The organism is Paenibacillus sanguinis 2301083 = DSM 16941 (assembly GCF_000374825.1).
In the GTDB taxonomy this organism is placed as follows: domain Bacteria; phylum Bacillota; class Bacilli; order Paenibacillales; family Paenibacillaceae; genus Fontibacillus; species Fontibacillus sanguinis.
In genome coordinates, this window is record NZ_KB895384.1 from 178609 (window position 1) to 198709 (window position 20101).

Annotated in this window: 12 protein-coding genes; 11 read left to right on the forward strand and 1 reads right to left on the reverse strand. The window is 54.8% G+C overall.

All coding sequences use genetic code 11. From position 1 onward, the window contains the following. The first annotated feature begins 71 nt into the window (after nucleotides 1-71). From C557_RS0115315 to C557_RS0115325, 3 genes are all read left to right on the forward strand, one after another. The gene (locus C557_RS0115315) at nucleotides 72-833 is read left to right on the forward strand and encodes a 16S rRNA (uracil(1498)-N(3))-methyltransferase (RefSeq protein ID WP_018752766.1); all 762 of its coding nucleotides are present in this window, start codon (nucleotides 72-74) and stop codon (nucleotides 831-833) included. Nucleotides 834-836: 3 nt separating this feature from the next. Continuing rightward, complete coding sequence (gene mtaB, locus C557_RS0115320) at nucleotides 837-2171, forward strand: tRNA (N(6)-L-threonylcarbamoyladenosine(37)-C(2))-methylthiotransferase MtaB (protein WP_018752767.1); 1335 nt, start codon at nucleotides 837-839, stop codon at nucleotides 2169-2171. A gap of 126 nt (nucleotides 2172-2297) precedes the next feature. Next, nucleotides 2298-2735: an NUDIX hydrolase gene (locus C557_RS0115325; RefSeq protein ID WP_018752768.1), complete on the forward strand. Its 438-nt coding sequence runs from the start codon at nucleotides 2298-2300 to the stop codon at nucleotides 2733-2735. Here C557_RS0115325 and C557_RS0115330 read toward each other — a convergent pair. Next, entirely contained in the window at nucleotides 2732-3742 is a 1011-nt protein-coding gene (locus C557_RS0115330; protein WP_018752769.1) for a Na/Pi cotransporter family protein, read from the reverse strand. The genes C557_RS0115325 and C557_RS0115330 overlap by 4 nt on opposite strands. Before the next feature lie 130 nt (nucleotides 3743-3872). Between C557_RS0115330 and C557_RS0115335 the strand changes: the two genes are divergently transcribed. The 8 genes from C557_RS0115335 (at nucleotide 3873) to C557_RS0115370 (ending at nucleotide 19476) form a co-directional block, all read left to right on the forward strand. Continuing rightward, nucleotides 3873-5246, forward strand: coding sequence for a class I SAM-dependent rRNA methyltransferase (locus C557_RS0115335; RefSeq protein ID WP_018752770.1), 1374 nt, complete (start codon nucleotides 3873-3875; stop codon nucleotides 5244-5246). A gap of 198 nt (nucleotides 5247-5444) precedes the next feature. Continuing rightward, nucleotides 5445-8975, forward strand: a complete 3531-nt coding sequence (gene addB / locus C557_RS0115340) for a helicase-exonuclease AddAB subunit AddB (RefSeq protein ID WP_018752771.1) — start codon at nucleotides 5445-5447, stop codon at nucleotides 8973-8975. After that, nucleotides 8972-12952 carry a helicase-exonuclease AddAB subunit AddA gene (gene addA, locus C557_RS0115345; RefSeq protein WP_018752772.1) on the forward strand — a complete coding sequence of 1327 codons (3981 nt, stop codon included), beginning with the start codon at nucleotides 8972-8974 and terminating at the stop codon, nucleotides 12950-12952. Before addB ends, addA begins: the two co-directional genes overlap by 4 nt. 36 nt (nucleotides 12953-12988) lie before the next feature. Then, nucleotides 12989-14176, forward strand: a complete 1188-nt coding sequence (locus C557_RS0115350) for an exonuclease SbcCD subunit D (protein ID WP_018752773.1) — start codon at nucleotides 12989-12991, stop codon at nucleotides 14174-14176. Beyond that, nucleotides 14173-17613 (forward strand): AAA family ATPase, encoded by a 3441-nt coding sequence (locus C557_RS0115355; RefSeq protein WP_018752774.1) that lies wholly within the window; start codon nucleotides 14173-14175, stop codon nucleotides 17611-17613. Before C557_RS0115350 ends, C557_RS0115355 begins: the two co-directional genes overlap by 4 nt. A 731-nt stretch (nucleotides 17614-18344) precedes the next feature. Next, a complete protein-coding gene (locus tag C557_RS0115360; RefSeq protein WP_018752775.1) occupies nucleotides 18345-18710 on the forward strand; it encodes a histidine triad nucleotide-binding protein in 366 nt (121 codons plus the stop codon). 132 nt (nucleotides 18711-18842) lie between these two features. Continuing rightward, nucleotides 18843-19016 (forward strand): 30S ribosomal protein S21, encoded by a 174-nt coding sequence (rpsU, locus tag C557_RS0115365; protein ID WP_005547957.1) that lies wholly within the window; start codon nucleotides 18843-18845, stop codon nucleotides 19014-19016. A 16-nt stretch (nucleotides 19017-19032) separates the two neighbouring features. Further along, nucleotides 19033-19476: a GatB/YqeY domain-containing protein gene (locus C557_RS0115370; RefSeq protein ID WP_018752776.1), complete on the forward strand. Its 444-nt coding sequence runs from the start codon at nucleotides 19033-19035 to the stop codon at nucleotides 19474-19476. Nucleotides 19477-20101: the final 625 nt, after the last annotated feature.

Here is a 20101-nt window from a genome sequence, read left to right on the forward strand (position 1 = left end):
AACATTGTATGATGTTATTTGGGCTTTTTCTAGTCGAAATAGGGGCATTTACAGAGCAAGGATGGATGAAGATGCAACGATATTTTGTGGAACCGGAGCAATTCGGCGAGCAGGAAGTAATTATTACTGGTGAGGATGCCCGTCATATTGGGCGTGTCATGCGTTCCAAGCCGGGAGATAAATTTATTGTAAGCGATGGCTCCTCCCGTGAGGTGCTTGTGGAGGTAAAGACAATAGAACCTCAAGCCGTTACGGCAGAGATTCTGGATGCTTTGCCTTCCTCTGGCGAGCCTTGGCTGCAGGTGACGGTAGCCCAAAGCTTGCCAAAGGGCGACAAGATGGAGATCGTCATCCAGAAATGTACGGAAATAGGCGCCTCCCGTTTTCTTCCCTTTCTTTCGGCACGGACGGTCGTGCAGTATGATCGGAAGAAGGAAGAGAAGCGTCTTGGCCGTTGGCAGAAAATTGCCAAGGAAGCGGCAGAGCAAGCCCATCGCAGCAAAATTCCTGCGGTAGAGGGGCCCGTTCCATGGAATGAGCTGCTTGCTGCATTTGAAGGATATGATTTGGTATGCTTATGTTATGAGAAAGAGCATGGCAGCGCCTTGCGAGAGGTGCTGAAGCCCTTTGTGGCAGAACTGAATACTGAACAAACCTGCCATATTGCCGTTGTTGTGGGTCCGGAGGGCGGTTTTAGCGAAGAAGAGGTTCAGGCAGCGGAGGCTGCCGGAGCGAAGTCGGTTGGCTTGGGCCGACGTATTTTACGTACGGAAACAGCGGCGATGGCTGCACTAACTTGCATCATGTATGAATCTGGAGAAATGGGGGGATAAGCGATGCCAAAAGTCGCTTTTTACACCTTGGGCTGTAAAGTGAATTTCTATGATACGGAAGCCATTTGGCAATTGTTTAAAAATGAAGGCTATGAGCAGGTGGATTTTGAACAGTCTGCTGCGGATGTCTATCTAATTAATACTTGTACTGTAACCAATACGGGGGACAAAAAGAGCCGCCAAATTATTCGGCGTGCCGTGCGCCGCAACCCGGACGCGATTGTGGCTGTGACAGGCTGTTACGCTCAAACCTCTCCGGCGGAAATTCTCGACATCCCCGGTGTTGATCTTGTGATCGGGACCCAGGATCGCGAGAAGATTATTCCTTATGTCAAGGAATTACAGAATCAACGCAAGCCGATTAATGCCGTGCGCAATATTATGAAGACGCGGGAGTTCGAGGAACTGGACGTGCCGGATTTTGCCGACCATACCCGTGCGTTCCTCAAAATTCAGGAGGGGTGCAACAACTTCTGCACCTTCTGCATCATTCCGTGGTCGCGGGGATTATCCCGCAGCCGGGACCCACAAAGCGTTGTGAAGCAAGCGCGTCAGTTGGTAGCTGCCGGATATAAGGAAATCGTGCTGACGGGCATCCACACTGGCGGGTACGGGGATGACCTGGAGAATTACCGCTTGTCGGACCTGCTATGGGAATTGGACAAGGTGGAAGGACTGGGACGTATTCGTATCAGTTCTATTGAAGCCAGTCAAATTGACGAACGTATGCTTGAGGTGCTGAAGGGCTCTGCCAAGATGTGCCGCCATTTTCATATTCCGCTGCAGGCTGGCAGCAATGAAGTGCTCAAACGGATGAGAAGAAAATATACTGTCGAGGAATTCGAGCAGAAGATAGCCATGATTCGCCAATTTATGCCGGATGTTGCTATCACAACCGATATCATTGTTGGCTTCCCCGGAGAGACTGACGAATTATTCCGTGAGGGCTTTGAAGCCATCAAGCGCATCGGTTTTTCGGAGATGCACGTATTCCCTTATTCCAAGCGCACCGGTACACCGGCAGCCCGGATGGAGGATCAGGTGGACGAAGAGGTCAAGCATGCCCGTGTGCATGAATTGATCGATTTATCGGAGCAAATGCAGCTTGCCTATGCCAAGCAATTTGTAGGTCAGGTACTTGATGTTATCCCCGAAAACGATGAGAAGGGAACCTCGGGAGACGGCCTTGTGACCGGGTTTAGCGACAACTACTTGCAGGTTCGATTCCCGGGGACTTCGGCACTGACCGGGAAATTATGCCGGGTCAAGCTGACTGAAGCAGATATCAATACGAGCAAAGGCGAGCTTGTCCGTATACTGGACGAGGCCTTGGCTTAATAACGTTTGCCCGCTTCCCTGGGCATCACAAGGATTTCGGCGCAAGCTGAAATCCTTGTTGTTACATATATGTTTATGTTCTTTCGCCAGATCAGCGTTCTTACTACTGAAGGAGGTACAGCCAGAATGTCATTCAAAGAAATCTCTGCGGGGGGCGTTGTCTATCGCATCGAGAATAACCGGATGCAAATTCAGCTCATTACCGACCGATATGGGAAAATCTCGTTCCCCAAAGGAAAGCGGGAAGCGGGCGAAACTGTGGAGCAGACAGCACTTCGCGAGATACAGGAGGAGACCGGTATCGTAGGCAAAATCGATGAACTTATCGATATCATCCCTTATACTTATCACCACCCTTCATTGGGCAGTGTGGACAAGGAAGTGCACTATTACCTCGTAAAATGGCAAAGTGGTGTTCTGCGCCCCCAACTGGAGGAAATTCGCAGTGTATCCTGGTATGAGCCGCAGGAGGCGTGGCGGAAGCAATGCAATGCAGGTTATGATAATAATGATTTTATTTTGGAAAAAGCGTTAAGGCTGCTGGGCATCGAGCCTCAGGGCTAAGGGGCGTTTCCGGGACCCGAATTCGGGAAGCTTAAACGAGGGGATTCCAGCCTGGACCATATCGGCAAATAGCAAAATGGTAAAGCAAGCAGGGAGCAGACTACATTGAAGATGGTTTGCGTATGGGCGATTTGTGCAGCGAGATCACCGGTCAGCCAGCTTGCTGCTGCTTCTAATAGAGGGATTAACGGAAGGAACAAGATGGCGCCAAGCACGTTTAGGATCACGTGCGACCAGGCAACAAATCGGCCGGACCGGGTTCCTCCAATTGCTGCAATCATGGCGGTGAGGCAAGTGCCTATATTCGAGCCGATCACGATGGCGATGCCGAACTCAATCGGCAGAACTCCGCTGGCGGCCAGCCCCATGGTCATAGCGACTACCGCTGCACTGCTATGAATGATTGCGGTGAGTATAGCACCTGCCAGAGCGCCCCAGAGTACATTGCCAGTGGCATGGGTCAGCAGCCAGGAAATGATGCCGCGCTCTTCCAGAGCGGGACCAATAGATTGCATCATGCGGATGGCGATCATGACCAGACTGAAGCCAGCGCTGGCCAAGGCCCCATACTGTAAGGGGAGCAGGAAGGGAAGCTTGCGTTTGAAGCAGGAGGGCAGCATTTCTTCGCCAAGTACGGCTGCCGCCCACAATATTAGCGATATAATAAGCATCGGAGTGCCAAGGCGCGTAAGGTTGAGGGCGATGAGCTCTGTCGTCAGACAGGTTCCGATGTTGCCGCCGAGAATAATTCCTAGCGTACGGGCATAGGAGATCAGTCCGGCATTGACAAGTCCAATGGTCATGACCGTGACCGCGGTGCTGCTCTGAAGCAGGGCTGTAATGAACGTCCCGGAGACGAGTCCGGTCCAGGGGGTACGCGTCGTCCGGTGCAGGAAGGCCATCAGCTTGGGACCAGCCCAGACGTGCAGGGCAGATTCCATGACTTTCATACCAAGCAGGAATACGACCAGACCCCATGTCACCGGCAACCAGATTTCCTGAAACATGGCAGCACGCCTCCTTCCCTGAAAAATGTGTACAAGTTACATATATGATCCGGGGATTACGATCATACCTGGGTAGTCCCGCTTGAACATAGCTATCCGAATCTACAAATTGCTTAGGAGTGAATAAAGAATGGCAACGGTCATATTGCAGCGCAGCCGGAAGAAACGATTGGAGAAGGGGCATCCCTGGGTATTTAAAAATGAGATAGATAGGGTTGAGGGGGAGCCTGTACCTGGTGGACTTGTCGAGGTTAAGGATCATCGGCAGCGTTATTTGGCAACGGGATACTATAACCCGGCTTCACAGATTACGGTACGGATTGTATCCTATACACCAATAACGGATATGGATACGTCCTTTTTTGTTCGCCGGTTTACCGAATGTCTCAGACATCGGGAACGCTTCGTCAACGAATCCTCCTACCGCTTTGTCTATGGGGAGGCAGACTTCCTGCCCGGACTGATTGTGGACAAATTCGCTGATGTACTCGTTGTGCAATTGCTGACACTGGGGATGGACCGTTGCCGTGAGCAAATTGTCACTGCGCTCTCCGAGGTGCTGCGGCCTGTGGGGATTTACGAGCGTAGCGATGTATCCGTAAGGCAAATGGAGGGCCTGGAACAGGTGAAGGGAGCCATTTATGGTGAACCTCCCCGCTATGTAACCGTTACGGAGAATGGGCTTCAGATCGAGGTGGATATTGAACAAGGGCAGAAGACAGGGTATTTCTTCGATCAAAGAGAGAATCGGGCCTCGATTCGGCCACTTATGACCGGTTGGGGTGCTAGAAGCGGCATTACGCTGCAGGAAATCTCTAATGAGCAGGGGGAAGTGCGGCATGTACCCGTGAACCGCAATGGCAAAGAGGTTGGCTTCCCGTATTGGGATGGGGCCACGGTGCTGGAATGCTTCTCGCATACGGGGAGCTTTACCCTTCACGCCTGCCAATATGGGGCCAAGAAGGTCACTTGTCTCGATATTTCCGAGCATGCCATCGAAAGCGCCAAGCGCAATGTACAGTTGAATGATTTTACGGATCGTGTGGAGTTTGTTGTGGCGGATGCCTTTGAGTATTTGCGGAGTCAAGTAAAGGGCCTGGAAGAGCGCCAGCTCAGAGCGGCAGGTGCAGGCAAGGTCGATACGTCTGTACCCTTGACCGCCGGAGGTGGGCAGACCTGGGATGTTGTCATTCTTGATCCTCCGGCCTTCGCGAAGACCAAGACGGCAGTCAAGGGAGCGGTTCGCGGCTATAAGGATATCAACCTTCACGGGATGAAGCTGGTGAATGAGGGAGGGTATCTGGTCACCGCCAGTTGTTCCTATCACATGCGCCCGGACTTGTTCCTGGAGACCATTCTGGATGCAGCCGAGGATGCAGGCAAAGTGCTGCGGCTTGTGGAATGGCGGGCCGCAGGAAAAGACCATCCCCAAATTCTGGGTGTAGACGAAGGGCATTACTTGAAGTTTGCTATTTTTGAAGTGCGCAGCAAGACTGCTTATTGATATCGGCTTAAAGGGCGAGTTCAAAAAGTCAGGTCAACTCCGTCCTGGGAAGACGATTTTTTGAACAGCCTCATAAAGGTCCGTCCTCGCGTGAATGAACTGCGGGACGGGCTTTTTTAAAAGAGAACCGATGCGAATGTTTGCTCGTATCTATGCTATACTGGAACGAAAGAATTGTCCGTTGCAGGAGGTTATTCCATGTCCTTACATTTCATCATTGGCCGTGCTGGCAGTGGCAAAAGCAGCTTGATTTTGTCTCGGGTAGCGGAGGAACTTAAAGAGGACCCGATTGGCCCGCCGCTCATTATTGTGACGCCGGAGCAGGGGACCTTCCAGATTGAGCAGCAAATTGCCGGAGCTTCTGACTTGCCCGGCACTGTGCGCACACAGGTGCTAGGCTTCCGCCGTTTGGCGTTGCGCGTGATGCAGGAGATCGGTGGCTCGGCGCTTGTGCCTATTCATGATGAAGGCAAAAAGATGCTGCTGTATAAGCTGATGCGGAGGCACCGCGATAATCTGAGGTTATTTGGACAAGGTGGCGACCAGTTTGGTCTCATTGAACGAATCGCCGGATTATATACGGAGATGAAGAAATATAATGTGGATTTTGCCGATTTGTCGAGGTTTAAGGATGTTCTTGAAAGCCGGATCGACGAATCGCCGTTGCTTATCGATAAAATGCATGATCTCGCCCTTCTGTTCGCCGAATTCGACCTGGAATTGTCCAAGCTGTACATTGATAATGAGGATCATGTCATCAAGCTGGCTCAAGGAGCACCGGAGTCGGCCTACTTGCGTGGAGCTAAAATCTGGATAGACGGCTTCCATACCTTTACACCACAGGAATACACGTCTATCGTTGCTCTACTAAAGGCTTCGGCTTCCGTAACGGTATCCTTGACTTTGGATCGTCCATATGATGATGGCAGCCTGCCCCAGGAATTAAATCTGTTTCATACTCCTGCGGCGGCCTATGTGAAGCTGCGCCAGCTAGCGCAGGAAGCAGGAATTGACGTTGCCGAAGCAGAGCTGCTGGACCAGCGTCCCTACCCCCGGTTTCAGCGGAGCGAGACGCTGGGCTTTCTGGAATCCGCCTATGAGCGGCGTATTTCTTGGCCTCATGCCGAGCCGCCAAAGGACTTGAGCCGCGCATTGTCCATTCACCGGGCCGACGGGCGACGGTCTGAAGTGGAGGGAGCGGTGCGTGAAATGGTTCGTCTGGCACGAGAGGAAGGTGTGCGTTGGCGGGAGATGGCCTTGCTGGTGCGCCGCCTTGAAGACTATGATCAACTGATCGCACCGTTAATGGAAGAATACGAAGTTCCCTTTTTTCTCGATCAAAAAACAAGCATGCTGCACCATCCGCTCATAGAATTTATTCGCTCGGCTATGGACGTTGTGTTGGGCTTCTGGAAATATGACGATGTATTTCGTTGCATCAAGAGTGAGTTTCTACTTCCCCTGGACGGCAGCGTCACTCGTGAGGATATGGACATGCTGGAAAATTATGTGCTCGCCAGCGGCATTCAAGGCTATCGCTGGTTCGATAGACGGCCCTGGAAGGGTGCTCCCAGCCTGTCACTGGAGCAGGGAGAGACGGCGGCTTCCGGTAGAGCTCAGGAGCAGCTCGATTTGCTGGAGCGTTGCCGGTCGGTGGTGGTTGGCCCGCTGTACGAATTTGAGAAGCGGTTAAAGCAAGCTGCTACAGCTACTGAGATGTGTGCGGCGGTATATCAGCTCCTGGAGGATACAGAAGCGGCACAGCACCTTGACCTGCTGGCGTATCGGTTGCTTCAGAACGGACAGCCGCGCCAGGCCATGGAGCACCGTCAGCTGTGGGGTTCGGTGCTTGATCTGCTGGATCAGATCGCAGAAATGATGGGGGACGAGCATTTGGAGCCAGAGCTATTTGCCGGAGTATTGGAGACAGGGATGAAGGGGCTCAAGCTGGCGCTTGTTCCTCCTTCCCTGGATCAGGTGCTGGTAGGCAGCACGGACCGCACGCGTTCAGGTCGCATCAAGCATTTATTTCTTCTGGGGGTTAACGAGGGCGTGATGCCGGCCGGTCTTCAGGAGGAGGGGCTGCTCAGCGAACAGGAGAAGCAGCGGCTGTCCGAGGTTGGCCTGGAGCTGGCTCCAGGGTTGACACGGAGCTTGCTCGATGAACGCTTTCTGATCTACGGAGCGTTGGCCGGAGCCAGCGAATCTCTGTGGCTCAGCTACGCGATATCTGACGGAGAAGGAGGAGCCTTGCTGCCGTCGGAAGTGATTCGCCAGGTGAAGCGGATGTTCCCGTTTCCTGCCTTGACGGAACGGGCGATAGGTGCGTCTCCCGTTGGGGGAACGGCTACGGAGGAGCTTGCCTTTGTCTCTAAGCCTGGCCCTGCCCTGGCCACCTTGATCAGGCAACTGCGCCGCTGGAGAACGGGGGAATCCATATCGCCGTTATGGTGGCATGTGCTGGAGTGGTACAAGGGCAAGCCGGAATGGGAGACCAGGGCGGTACGGTTGGTAGGCTCGCTTAATTACCGTAACCGCGTACGCGGGCTTACCCCGGCTACGAGTCGAAAGCTATATGGCAAGCGGCTGCGTACGAGTGTGTCGCGCATGGAGCAATTTTCTGCGTGCCCGTTTGCGCATTTTGCTTCCCACGGGTTGAAGCTGAAGGAAAGACAGCTTTACCGGTTGAAGGCGCCGGATATCGGTCAACTGTTCCATGCTGCGCTTAGCCAGATGGCTATTAGCTTCAGGGAGCAGAACCTTAGTTGGGGAAGTCTGACACCCGAGGAAGTGCTGCGCGAAGCCGAGGCGGCGGTGGATGATCTGGCTCCGAAGCTGCAGGGGGAAATATTGCTAAGCTCCAAGCGTTATGGCTACATCTCTCGCAAACTGAAAAATATCGTGGGCCGGGCCTCTTTGATTCTCGGTGAGCAAGCGCGTCGCGGCAGCTTTGAGCCGATTGGTCTGGAGCTGGACTTCGGACCAGGCCGCCCTCTGCCGCCATTGATCTTTGAACTCCCTAATGGCTGCGTGATGGAGATTGTGGGCCGGATCGACCGTGTGGATGTGGCCGAGGGGGAAGAAGGCTTGCTCCTGCGGGTTATTGACTATAAATCTAGCCAAACCGATCTTAAGCTGCACGAGGTTTACTATGGTCTTTCCCTGCAAATGCTGACGTACCTGGATGTGCTGGTGTCCTCAGCAGAGGAATGGCTGGGTGAAAGTGCCTTGCCGGCGGGAACGCTGTATTTCCATGTCCACAATCCGCTGCTGCAAAGCAGCAACGGGATGAGTCCCGAGCAAGCCCGGCAGGAGCTATTGAAACGGTTCAAAATGAAAGGACTGCTCATGGCGGACCGCGATGTTATTGCCAAAATGGACAACAGTCTTGAGAAAGGGCATTCTGAAATTTTGCCCGTAGCCATTAAAGCGGATGGCGGCTTCTACAGCAGCGCATCGGTAGCGACACCTGAGCAGTGGAAGACATTGCTGGGGACGGTGCGCCATACGATCGCTGATATCGGTACGCGTATCACGGATGGTGACGTACAGATAGCTCCTTATCGCTTGGGGCTGGAGACGGCTTGTACTTTCTGCCCTTATAAGCCGGTATGCCGGTTTGAAGAATCGTTGGAGGGCAGCTCGTATCATGTGTTAAACAAGCCCGGCAAGCAGGAAATATGGCAGCTTCTGGGTGAAGTTGTCGGAAAGGAGAACCATCCATCATGAGCATGACGATGAAACCCAAGCCCCAGGGCAGCTATTGGAGTGACGATCAGTGGCGCGCAATTGCCTTGTCTGGCGGAGATATGCTGGTGGCCGCAGCGGCTGGCTCAGGCAAAACCGCTGTATTGGTTGAGCGGATTATCCGCAAGCTGACGGACCGGGAGCAGCCGCTTGGTGTAGATCGGCTGCTTGTCGCTACGTTTACCAAAGCTGCTGCCGCCGAGATGAGGGGACGGATTACGGAGGCGCTGGAGAAGGAGCTATCCAAGGACCCGGGGGATGAGTACGTCAGTCGTCAACTGGCGATGTTGGGGCGGGCCTCGATCACTACACTCCATTCGTTCTGTATGGAGGTCATTCAGCGCTACTATACGCTGATTCCTCTCGATCCGGGCTTCCGCATCGCAGCCGAGAATGAAACGGCTTTGCTGCGCCAAGAGGTGCTCGAAGAATTGCTGGAGGATAAATACGGCAATGAGCCGGCAGACAGTCCCTTTTGGGTTCTGGTCGATTTGTTCGGGGGAGAGCGTAGCGATGAAGCGGTATTTGCTTTGATCCAGCGACTGTATGATTTTGCCCGGAGCCATCCATGGCCTGAGGACTGGCTTCGCCAGTCGGCTGAAGCTTTTAGGCTTCCGGATGTCTCTGCCTTGGAGCAAAGCGAATGGGCAGCCGGCATTCTGGCAGATACGGCCTTGTCCCTGAATGGAGCGTATAGCCTGCTCTCCCAAGCGAAAATCGTAGCCTTATCACCGGGCGGGCCGGAGCCCTATGCCTCGACACTGGAACAGGATATGCAGATGGTACAGTCACTTCGGAATGCCGTACATGCGGGAACCTGGGCTTCCCTGTACACGGAGTTCCAGACGGTGCAGTTTGGCAAGCTGAAGCCTTGCAAGAAGGATCAGACCGATCCGGAATTGCAAGAAAGGGTCAAAGCCATGCGTGAGGAAGCGAAGAAGGCCGTAGCGGATTTGCGTGTTCAATTATACGGGCGGCCTGCGGAAGCTTTCTTGCAGGAGATGCATGCGATGGCTCCGCTGCTTGCAGGCTTGTCTGAACTCGTCATTGAGTTCGGCGAGCGGTATCGTCTGCAGAAGACAGCGAAGGGCTGGCTGGATTTCTCCGATCTGGAGCACTATTGCCTGAAGATTTTGCGCCATCCTGATTCCGTTCCGGGTGAGCTGCGGCCGTCGGATGCCGCGATGGAATATCGACAGCAATTTGAGGAGGTGCTGCTTGATGAATATCAGGATACGAATACCGTGCAGGAGAATATCGTGCGCCTGATTTCACGTACAGCACCGGGTAATCGCTTTATGGTTGGTGACGTGAAGCAAAGCATTTATCGTTTTCGCTTGGCCGAGCCGGGGCTATTTCAGGCAAAGTATCAGGCTTACGGAGAAGATTTTGCCGGAGATGGCCTGCGTATCGATCTGGCACGTAATTTCCGCAGCCGCCGTGAAGTGGTGGATGCGGTCAATTTGTTATTCCGTCAAATCATGAATAAAAGCGTCGCGGAAATTTCATATGATGCCCGCGCTGAGCTGGTATATGGAGAAGGCTTCCTGCCAAACACCACAGAGGATTACCGTCCAGAACTGCTGCTGATAGACCGGGAAACGGTGAGTAAAGGGGAAGAAAGCGGGGATTTCGGAAGTAGCGATGATTCGGGCGAGGGCGGTCATGGGCCAGATGGCGAAGATGAGGCCGCCTTACTTGAGGCGGTAAGGCTGGAGGCGCGAGCCATAGCCTCACGCATTCGCGGAATGCTGGGCGAGGGCGGCGAGACATTGCATATTTATGACAAGCAAGCCGAGGCTATGCGGCCAGTAGCTTATCGGGATATGGTTATTCTGCTTAGATCAACGATGACCTGGGCTCCGGCTATCATTGAGGAATTGCGGCTTATGGGGATACCGGCCTATGGGGAATTGAGCCAGGGATATTTTCAGGCATCTGAAGTGGAGACGATTTTATCTCTGCTGCAAGTCATTGATAATCCGTTGCAGGACATTCCACTGGCGGCAGTGCTTCGCTCCCCCTTATATGATTTCTCCGAAGAGGAGTTAGCCCATATCCGGCTGGCTGCTCCCGGCCAAAGATACTTTGATGCGGTGCTGGCTGCATCTGAGGACGGATCAGCCTACGCTGGCAGTGAACCGGAGCAGGAGAAGCTGGACAAGCTGCTAGAAGCATCAGGGGACAAGCTGGGCATCCGCCTGAAGGCTTTTCTGGAGCAACTCCAAGCTTGGCGTACGATGGCCAGGGAGGGAGAACTGGTTAGCCTGATTCGTGATATCTATCGGCAAACCGGTTACTCCGAATGGGTTGGCGGCTTGCCTGGAGGAAGCCAGCGGCAAAGCAATCTGCTGGCACTGCTGGATCGGGCAAGGCAATATGAGGTATCCGCCGCTGCACCGGGTCTGTTTCGCTTCCTGCGGTACGTCAATCGCTTGCGTGAGAACGGGGGCGATTTCGGGGCTGCATCTGCTGCAGGAGAGCAGGGAGACGGGATACGGATCATGACGATTCACAAGAGTAAAGGACTGGAGTTTCCGGTTGTGTTTGTGGCAGGCTTGTCCCGGCAGTTCAACCGTCAGGACTTGAATGCTCCCTTCCTGATGCACAAGGATATGGGTTTTGGTCCCAAATTTGTGGATTCGGATACCCGTGTCAGTTACCCTACCCTACCAAATCTGGCGATTCGGAGGCGGGCGCAGATGGAGCTGTTAGCCGAGGAAATGCGAGTGCTTTATGTGGCGTTGACCCGTCCGAAGGATAAGCTGGTGTTGGTGTCTTCAGTTAAAAGTTTGTCGCGCTCCGTTCAATCCTGGGCTAGTGTGCTGCAAGATGAAGAGCTGCAACTGCCTGATTATGTGCTGGCTAGAGGACGCAGTTATCTGGACTGGATTGGTCCCTCCCTGATTCGCCACCGCAGTGCGGCCGAATTGCGGCGGTTCGCAGGGGTTCCGGAGACGGCCTCCTCCGTGCTTGCAGACAGTCCTTCGGACTGGCATATCGCTTATTTATCTTCGCGTGATGCAAGTCGCGCGAGCGGGACGGAAGCGGCGGCGCCAACGGCAGAGCATGCCGATTTTGATCCGGCGCAGCTTCAGGCATTCTTGACCGGCCAGCCATCGGCGAGATTGCCGCAAGAGCCTGCAACTGCCGGGTTGGGTGCTGAGGTGGCAGAGCGACTAGGCTGGAGCTATCCTTACAGGACCGCCAGCCGTATTGCCGCGAAGACGACGGTCACCGAGATGAAGGCCTTGCTGGCCATGCAGGAGGAGCCTGCCCATGATGCCCTTGCCCAAGTGGAACTGCAGCAGCAATTAAGCAGAGCGGAAGCATCAGGCGAGCCGGAGCTTACGCTTCACCTGCGCCGCCCGCGCTTTATGGAGCAGCGCAAGCTGACCCCAAGCGAACGGGGGACAGCCTACCATACGCTAATGCAGCATTTACCCTTTGGTGACGGGGAGGCAGAGGATACCGTCAAGTCCACTCTGGAGCGCTTGATTGAACGGCAAATCATGACTATGGAGCAGGCTGCCGCCATTGATGCAGCAGCGATTGTGGGTCTCCTGCAAAGCCCGCTCGGGCAGTTGCTGCGCCGCGCGGATTGGGTGAAGCGGGAGCTTCCGTTCAGCTATGGGTTGCCTGCGGCGGAAGCGACGCCTCAGTTAGGCGGATTAGCTGGAGAGCCTGGGACATTTACGGATGAAGTTCAGCAATTGGCCGGGGAAACTGTACTGATTCAGGGGATTATCGACTGTTTGTTCTCCGTGGACGGGAAGCTCTTTTTACTGGATTACAAGAGTGATCGTGTACTGGAGCATCGCGGCGGTGTCGCGGCGCTCACGGAAACCTACCGTTTTCAGCTTGAGCTCTACGCCAGGGCGGTCGGACAAATTACGGGTCTTGCCGTAGATGAGAGATGGCTATATTTCTTCGATAGCGGAGCAGCCGTCCGTTTATAGTTTGGCAAGATATATGGCGATGAAGGGGAGGAAGAAATGCGGATATTGCATACAGGCGATTGGCATCTGGGACGTACGCTGGAAGGACGCAGCCGGCTGGCCGAACAGGAACAGTTTCTGGATGAACTGGTGCAGATCGTTAGAGAGCAGCAGGTTGACCTGGTGATGATGGCGGGAGATGTTTATGATAGCGTCAACCCTCCGGCAGCGGCCGAGGCTCTGTTCTATGATGCAGCGGCCAGACTGACCGATGCAGGAGGGCATTTGGCGGTGATTGCCGGCAATCACGACCAGCCGGAGCGGGTATCGGCTGTATCGCCGCTGGTGTCCCGTCAGGGGATCTCGCTGGTGGGGTTGCCAGCCTCTGAGCCGTTGCGGATTCCCGTGGTACGAACCGGGGAGCTGGCCGTAATTGCTGCTTTGCCTTATCCATCGGAGGCCAGACTATCTGAAGTGTTGGCAGGGGATGAGGATGAATCGGGACTGCGACTGGCCTATAGCGCCAAGGTGGGCAAGCTGATGCAGGAGCTGGCAGCGGCGTTTCGCCCGGATACGGTCAATTTGGCGATGAGCCATATTTATGTTTTGGGGGGACTTGAATCGGATTCCGAACGTCCGATTCAAGTCGGAGGGGCTTATACGGTTGATCCTTTGGCTCTGGATATCGGGGCGCAATATACAGCGCTGGGCCATCTCCATCGACCTCAAGCTGTAAAGGGAGCGGGACTTGCGAGATATAGCGGCTCTCCGCTGGCATACTCCTTCTCCGAAGCGGGACAAGCCAAATCAGTGATGCTGCTGGATATTCAGCCAGGGCGCGAGCCTCGGCTTGAAGAACTGTTTCTCCGCAGCGGCCGTCCGCTGGTTCGGTGGAATTGCCGCGGTGGTCTGGAGGAGGTGTACCGCTGGCTGGGGGAAGGGAAAGATGCGGAGGCATTCATTGACCTTGAACTCAGCTTGAGCGAAGCGATGTCTTTGGGTGATATTCAGGCGCTGCGCAAGGCTCATGAAGGAATCGTACATATTCGTCCGGTATACCCGGGGCGGGATAGCGAGGAAGCGTTTGTGTCGCGGGCCGGCATGCCGGTCCCGGAGCTGTTCCGTAAGTTCTATCAAAGGCAGACCGGTGGAGCTGAGCCGGAAGCGGAATTGGTAGAGTTGTTTATGTCGCTGGTGTCTGAAGATGAGGACGAGGCTTCCGAGGAAGGGGTTGACCAGAGATGAAGCCGATTGCGCTGAAATTAGCGGGACTACAGAGCTACCGGGAGTTACAGACAATCGATTTTATGGAGCTTTGCGAGACAGGGCTGTTCGGTATCTTTGGTCCGACGGGAAGTGGAAAATCAACGATTCTCGACGCGCTTACGTTGGCCCTGTATGGTAAGGTGGGCCGAGCCTCCGGCGGCACCCAGGGAATTATGAACCATGCGGAAGACAGCTTGTTTGTGGCCTTCACCTTTGAGTTGGCTTCAGCGGCCGAGGTAGAGTGTTACCGGGTGGAGCGGCGCTTTAAACGGCAAAGCGAATTGACGGTAAGCAATACGATCAGCCGCTTTATCGAGATATTGCCGGAGGGCGAGAAGGTGCTTGCCGATAAGCTGGCCGATGTGACGCGTTGTGTCGAGCAGAAGATCGGACTGAAGATGGATGACTTCACACGGGCGGTTGTGCTCCCGCAAGGCAAGTTTGCCGAATTTCTTTCCTTGAGGGGCGCTGAACGGCGGGCTATGCTGCAACGGCTGTTCCATCTGGAGAAATACGGCGATTTGCTGGCGCAAAAGCTATCGCGCCGTGTGAAGGAGACCGAGCAGCGCCGGGCGGAAGCGGCAGCCGAGCAGCAAGGGCTGGGCCATGCGTCGGCAGAGGCGCTGGAGCAGGCGGCAGATGCCCTGCGAGAGGCCGCCACGCAGGCCGCACAGCGGCGGCGCGCGCTGCTGGAGGCACAGCAGCGCCATGATCAGCTCGCGCGCGTTCGCGAGCTGTCTGTGGAGCGCGGCCAGCGCGTGGAGCAGCTTGCTGCGCTGCGCGCGCAGGACGGCGCCGTGGCGGCGCTGGAAGCGAAGCTGGCGCGCGGAGCCGCCGCCGAGGCGATCAGGCCGGTGCTGACGGCCTGGGAGGACGCCCGGCGCGGTGCGGCCGAGCGGGAGCGGCAGGCTGCCGAGGCGCAGGAGGCTGCGCAAGCTTGCGCAGCCCGTGCTCGGCAGGCGGAATCCGCTGCTCGGGCCGCCTTGCAGGCGCTGGAGCACAGCGAGCCGGAGCTGCTCGTGAAGCTGGAGCAGCTAGAGCAGGCCCGCGGCCTGCAGGCGGAGGCGGAGGCGCTGGCGGCTGAGGTGCGGCAGTTGGCCGGGCGACGCGAGGAAGGAATGCGCCAGCGGCTTGCGCTGAAGGAGCAGACGGCGAAGGAGGAGGAGCTTCTCAGCAAAGCGCAGGGGCTTCAGCGTACATTGGAGCAGCAATTGCAGGGAGCCGTTGTCAAAAGTGAAGAGCGGGAGCGCAGGCAGGCGGCGGTCCAGCATGCGCAGCGGCTCGCAGGACTTCAGGAGCAATCGGCCAAGGCGGCTGCGGAAGAGACTCGGAGCCGCACTAAGCTGCAGGAGGCTGCCGACAGGCTGGCCCTGGTCTCCAGGGACATGCAGCAAGCTGCAGAAGCCACGGAGGCTCTGAAAGGACAGGTAGCCGTCGCGGAGCAGCAGCTTGGCCGGCTAGAAGGTCTGCTGTCTGCTCGTTTGCAGGAATGGACGACGCATGAAGCCGCCTTGCGTCAGGCATTGAAGGCGCAGGAACGAAGGCTGTGGTCGTCACGGCTGGCGGGGGAGCTTGCCGAGGGCGAGCCTTGCCCTGTGTGCGGTTCGGCGCACCATCCCGTCCTTGCCGGACAGGCGGAAGGAGCGCACCAAATTGGGGAGAGCCAGCTTGAGGAATGGACCGAGCTAACATCCGCTTGCCGGGACCTTCTTATGGCAGTGTCCCGTGATCGGGCGAATTGCCGAACGTGGTTTGACTCCCTTGGCATAGAGCCAGGTGAGGAAGATGGAAGAGAGCGACGGCAGGTTCCTTCCACCGCCGAGGATGAGGTAGCAGCAGCCTTGGTTGGCCCTTCGCTGGAACAGGACGAATTGTCGGCGACCCGGCTTCGTCAGCATGTCCAGGAGTATGCCGACCAGCATGAGGCCGTGCGCCATCACTTGGCGGCCTTGCAGCTTGAGGTGCGCAGGACTTCAAGTACACTTGCAGCCCTGCAACTGGAGCGTGCTACTGCTGAAGCAGCCGTATCCGCAGCCAGTGAGCTTGTAGAGCAGACGGCCCTCCGCAGCGCCGGATTCGAGTCAGCCCTGGTTCAGGGACGACAGGAATGGGAGGATTTATTTCCGGGGATCAAGCCGGAGGAAGCATCACGTCATCTGGAGGAGATTTCGGCCAACGATCGGTTGGCTGAAGAGCTTCGGCAACGTCTGGAAGCCAGCATTCCTTACCTTGAAGACAAAGCGGCCAAGCTGCTGGCACTGGCCCAGGAATCCATAGAACTGGACAAGCAGTTGGTCCAATGGGAAGCACAGGAGCAGGGCAAGCAAGAGCTGCTGCGCGAAAAGCAAGAACGGCTGCATGTCTGGGCTGGAGAACGTCCGGTAGAGGCACAGCTTGGCGAGGCAAGGGAGCGGCTTGCAGGACTGCGCCGCCAGGTGGAGACGACACGTCAACAGCAGGCCGCTGCAGTAGCTGAAAGCCATGAGCGGGCCAAAGTCGAGGCCCTTGCCCTGCAGGCGGCATTAACGGCCAAGGAGCAAGCGGAGCAGCTTGAGCTTCGCTGGCTTGGCGAGCTTGAAGCCTCACCGTTTGAGGTCAAAGAAGATGTGCTGGAGAGCCAGCTTGCTCCCGGCGAAGGCGAGAGATTGGCGGAAAAGGTCCAGTACCATCGGCGCAGAGAACAAGAGCTGGAATTATCGATTAACGAACTGGACGCCAAGCTGCAAGGACAGACGCTTGGCAGTGAAGAATGGCAAGCGAGTGTGGACGGATTGGCTGCTGCCAAGCAGTTGGATGAGGCGGCCTTGCAGCTCCATGCCCGCACGGAGCGAGACTGGGAGGAACTGCAGGTGCGCCATACCCGCTGGCAAGAGCTGGAGCAAAGGCGCAGCGAGCTGGAACGGGAGTCCGGCCTGCTGGGTAAGCTGCAAACCTCGCTGCGGGGCAATGCTTTTGTCGAGTATGTCGCCGAGGAGCAGTTAATGAATGTCAGTCATGCGGCCTCCCAGCGTCTGCGCTCCTTGACCAAGCAACGCTACGCGCTGGAGACAGATTCCGGCGGTGGATTCGTGATTCGGGATGATGCCAACGGCGGCGCAAAACGTCCGGTGGCTACTTTGTCGGGTGGCGAGACCTTCTTGACTTCGTTAGCGTTGGCCTTGGCTTTATCGGCCCAAATTCAGCTTCGTGGTCAGTACCCGCTCCAATTCTTCTTTTTGGACGAGGGGTTCGGAACGCTCGATCCCGAATTGCTGGATACTGTAATTACTTCTCTGGAGCATTTGCACCACGATCATCTGTCTGTAGGGATCATCAGCCATGTGGCTGAACTGCGGACCAGGCTGGCGCGCAAGCTGGTTGTAATTCCTGCGGATAGTGGTGGAGCCGGCTCACGCATCGAGACAGAACGGTTGTAGAGGTAGTTCAAAAAGTCGTCTTCCCAGGACGAAGATGTTCGAGAAGTGGATTCGACATCGAATCTTGAATTCAGCCGGGACTTAGCCTATGCTCCCGAAGTATGTTTCTTTCAGAAACATTTGAGTTGCTCACGTACCCAGTGCGTACGCTGCGCTACTCAGTCCCTAGCTTCATTCAACCTTCTTGGTCCTGTAAACCCGACTTTTTGAACATGCATTTAAAGAGGTAGTTCAAAAAGTCGTCTTCCCAGGACGAAGCTGTTCGAGAAGTGGATTCGACGTCGAATTTTGAATTCAGCCGGGACTTAGCCTATGCTCCCGAAGTATGTTTCTTTCAGAAACATTTGAGTTGCTCACGTACCCAGTATGTACGCTGCGCTACTCAGTCCCTAGCTTCATTCAACCTTCTTGGTCCTGTAAACCCGACTTTTTGAACACACTTGTAGTAAGTTGAAAAATAGATTCTTCGGGGTGATGTATATCACAGATACAGTATCACCCCCCTGTTATACTACAGTTAGCCGACATCATATTTTGCAAGTACCCCGCCGGACGTATTGGTTACAGAGAGCAATGTCTGTTTTTCCGTCCAATACGTCCGTGCGATCAGCCAACTCAATTGTTGAGGCGGCAGGGTGCTTCTTTTTTTTGTGTTTTTTCGGTATCATAAGAGCAGTGGTGTTGGGGTGTGTCTGAGAGCGCCCTATTAGCAGAACTAGGAGGATTTGCTCATGGATAACTGTTTGTTTTGTAAAATCATCGAAGGATCCATTCCGTCAAACAAGGTTTATGAGGATGAGCTTTTTCTGGCATTTCATGATATCCAACCGGCGGCGCCGACTCATGTATTGATTATTCCCAAGAAGCATATCGGATCGATGAATGAAGTGGCTTCTGAAGACTTTGCCCTGATCGGAGAGATGCATCGAATCGCCCAGGATCTGGCCGGGAAGCTGGGAATTGCGGAGAGTGGCTACCGTCTTATCAACAACTGTGGACCTGATAGCGGACAAGCGGTTCAGCATATTCATTATCACTTGCTTGGAGGGGCCAAGCTTGGCGCGTTGGTACAGTCTTCGAATTCGCATGCGCTATGAATGATTGATAGAGAAACTGGCAGAGAAAAAACCGGGCGCCCAGGTTGACACGTTATTTCCCTTTCCCCTATAATGAAGTTTGATGAACCGTGTTATGCTCTTGGACGGTCTGGTCGGAGGGAGGGAAAACTGGTGTCTGAAACTAAAGTTCGCAAAAACGAGACAATTGATGCTGCACTTCGTCGCTTTAAACGTTCCATCGCGAAAGATGGGGTATTGGCTGAGGTGAAGAAACGCAAGCATTATGAAAAGCCAAGCGTAAAGCGCAAGAAAAAGTCCGAGGCTGCTCGTAAGAGAAAGTTTTAGGAGGATTTAGTTAACGATGAATCTTAGCGAGCGATTGAACGAAGATATGAAGCAAGCGATGAAGAATCAAGACAAGTTCAAGCTCTCCACCATACGAATGGTTCGTGCTACGATAAAGAATCTTGAAATAGATTTGAAAAGAACTTTGAACGATAATGAAGTGCTTGATATCCTAAGTCGTGAAATCAAACAGCGCAAAGATGCCCTCCAAGAATTTGAAAAAGCAGGTCGTGACGATCTTGCCCAGCAAGTGAAAGCGGAAGCGGAGATTCTTGCGGAATACCTCCCGGAACAGCTTTCTGAAGAAGAAATTAAAGTCATTGTACAGCAGACCATCCAGGAAACCGGTGCTTCTTCTAAAGCCGAAATGGGGAAAGTGATGAGCGCGTTGATGCCTAAGGTCAAAGGCCTGGCAGACGGCAGACTTGTCAATCAGGTAGTTAAGCAACTCCTGCCATAACTCTCACAGATAAACACCTTCTACATTTATGTAGAAGGTGTTTTTTGGTTGTACGCCCAGCATGGGCGTCATCTCTAGGGTGAAAGTCCCGAGCGGGGGCTGGCAAGCGCCTACCGTTAGCCAAGGGCAAGGGTGTCCACCGTGAGGTGGAATCTGAAGGAAGCCGGAGGCAAAAGCACGGCCTGAGGTACACGAATCCAATTGGAGGCGGTCGCAGTCGGATGAGTCACCAATACATGACGAAATCCAAAGCTGCCAAGGGCTGTAGCCGTAGACTTGGGCAGGCACGGGCGGAAAGATGGCGTTCTTATCTGGGGAGGCCTGTCGGATATGCAAGGAAAAAAAACTTGTAACCGTAGCCGAGAGGTTGCGCTGAACCGGCAGGAGTCAGCAGAGGCCATAGTACGTAAGCTGTTGCAACAGCTTACGGAAGGGCCGAACCGAAAGGAGAGAGGAAAACGATGCGTTCGCATGAAGAGCAAAGAAAGCAGAATATCTCGCAAGAGAGCTGCCAGCAAAGAGAAGCGGTGAAGCCGTCAGGGTATGCTGGAGCGCCGAGTTCTTCGTCGGCACAAGTCGTCCATTCCTCTCGCAAAGCAGAGAACAACCTGCTAGAGCGAATGCT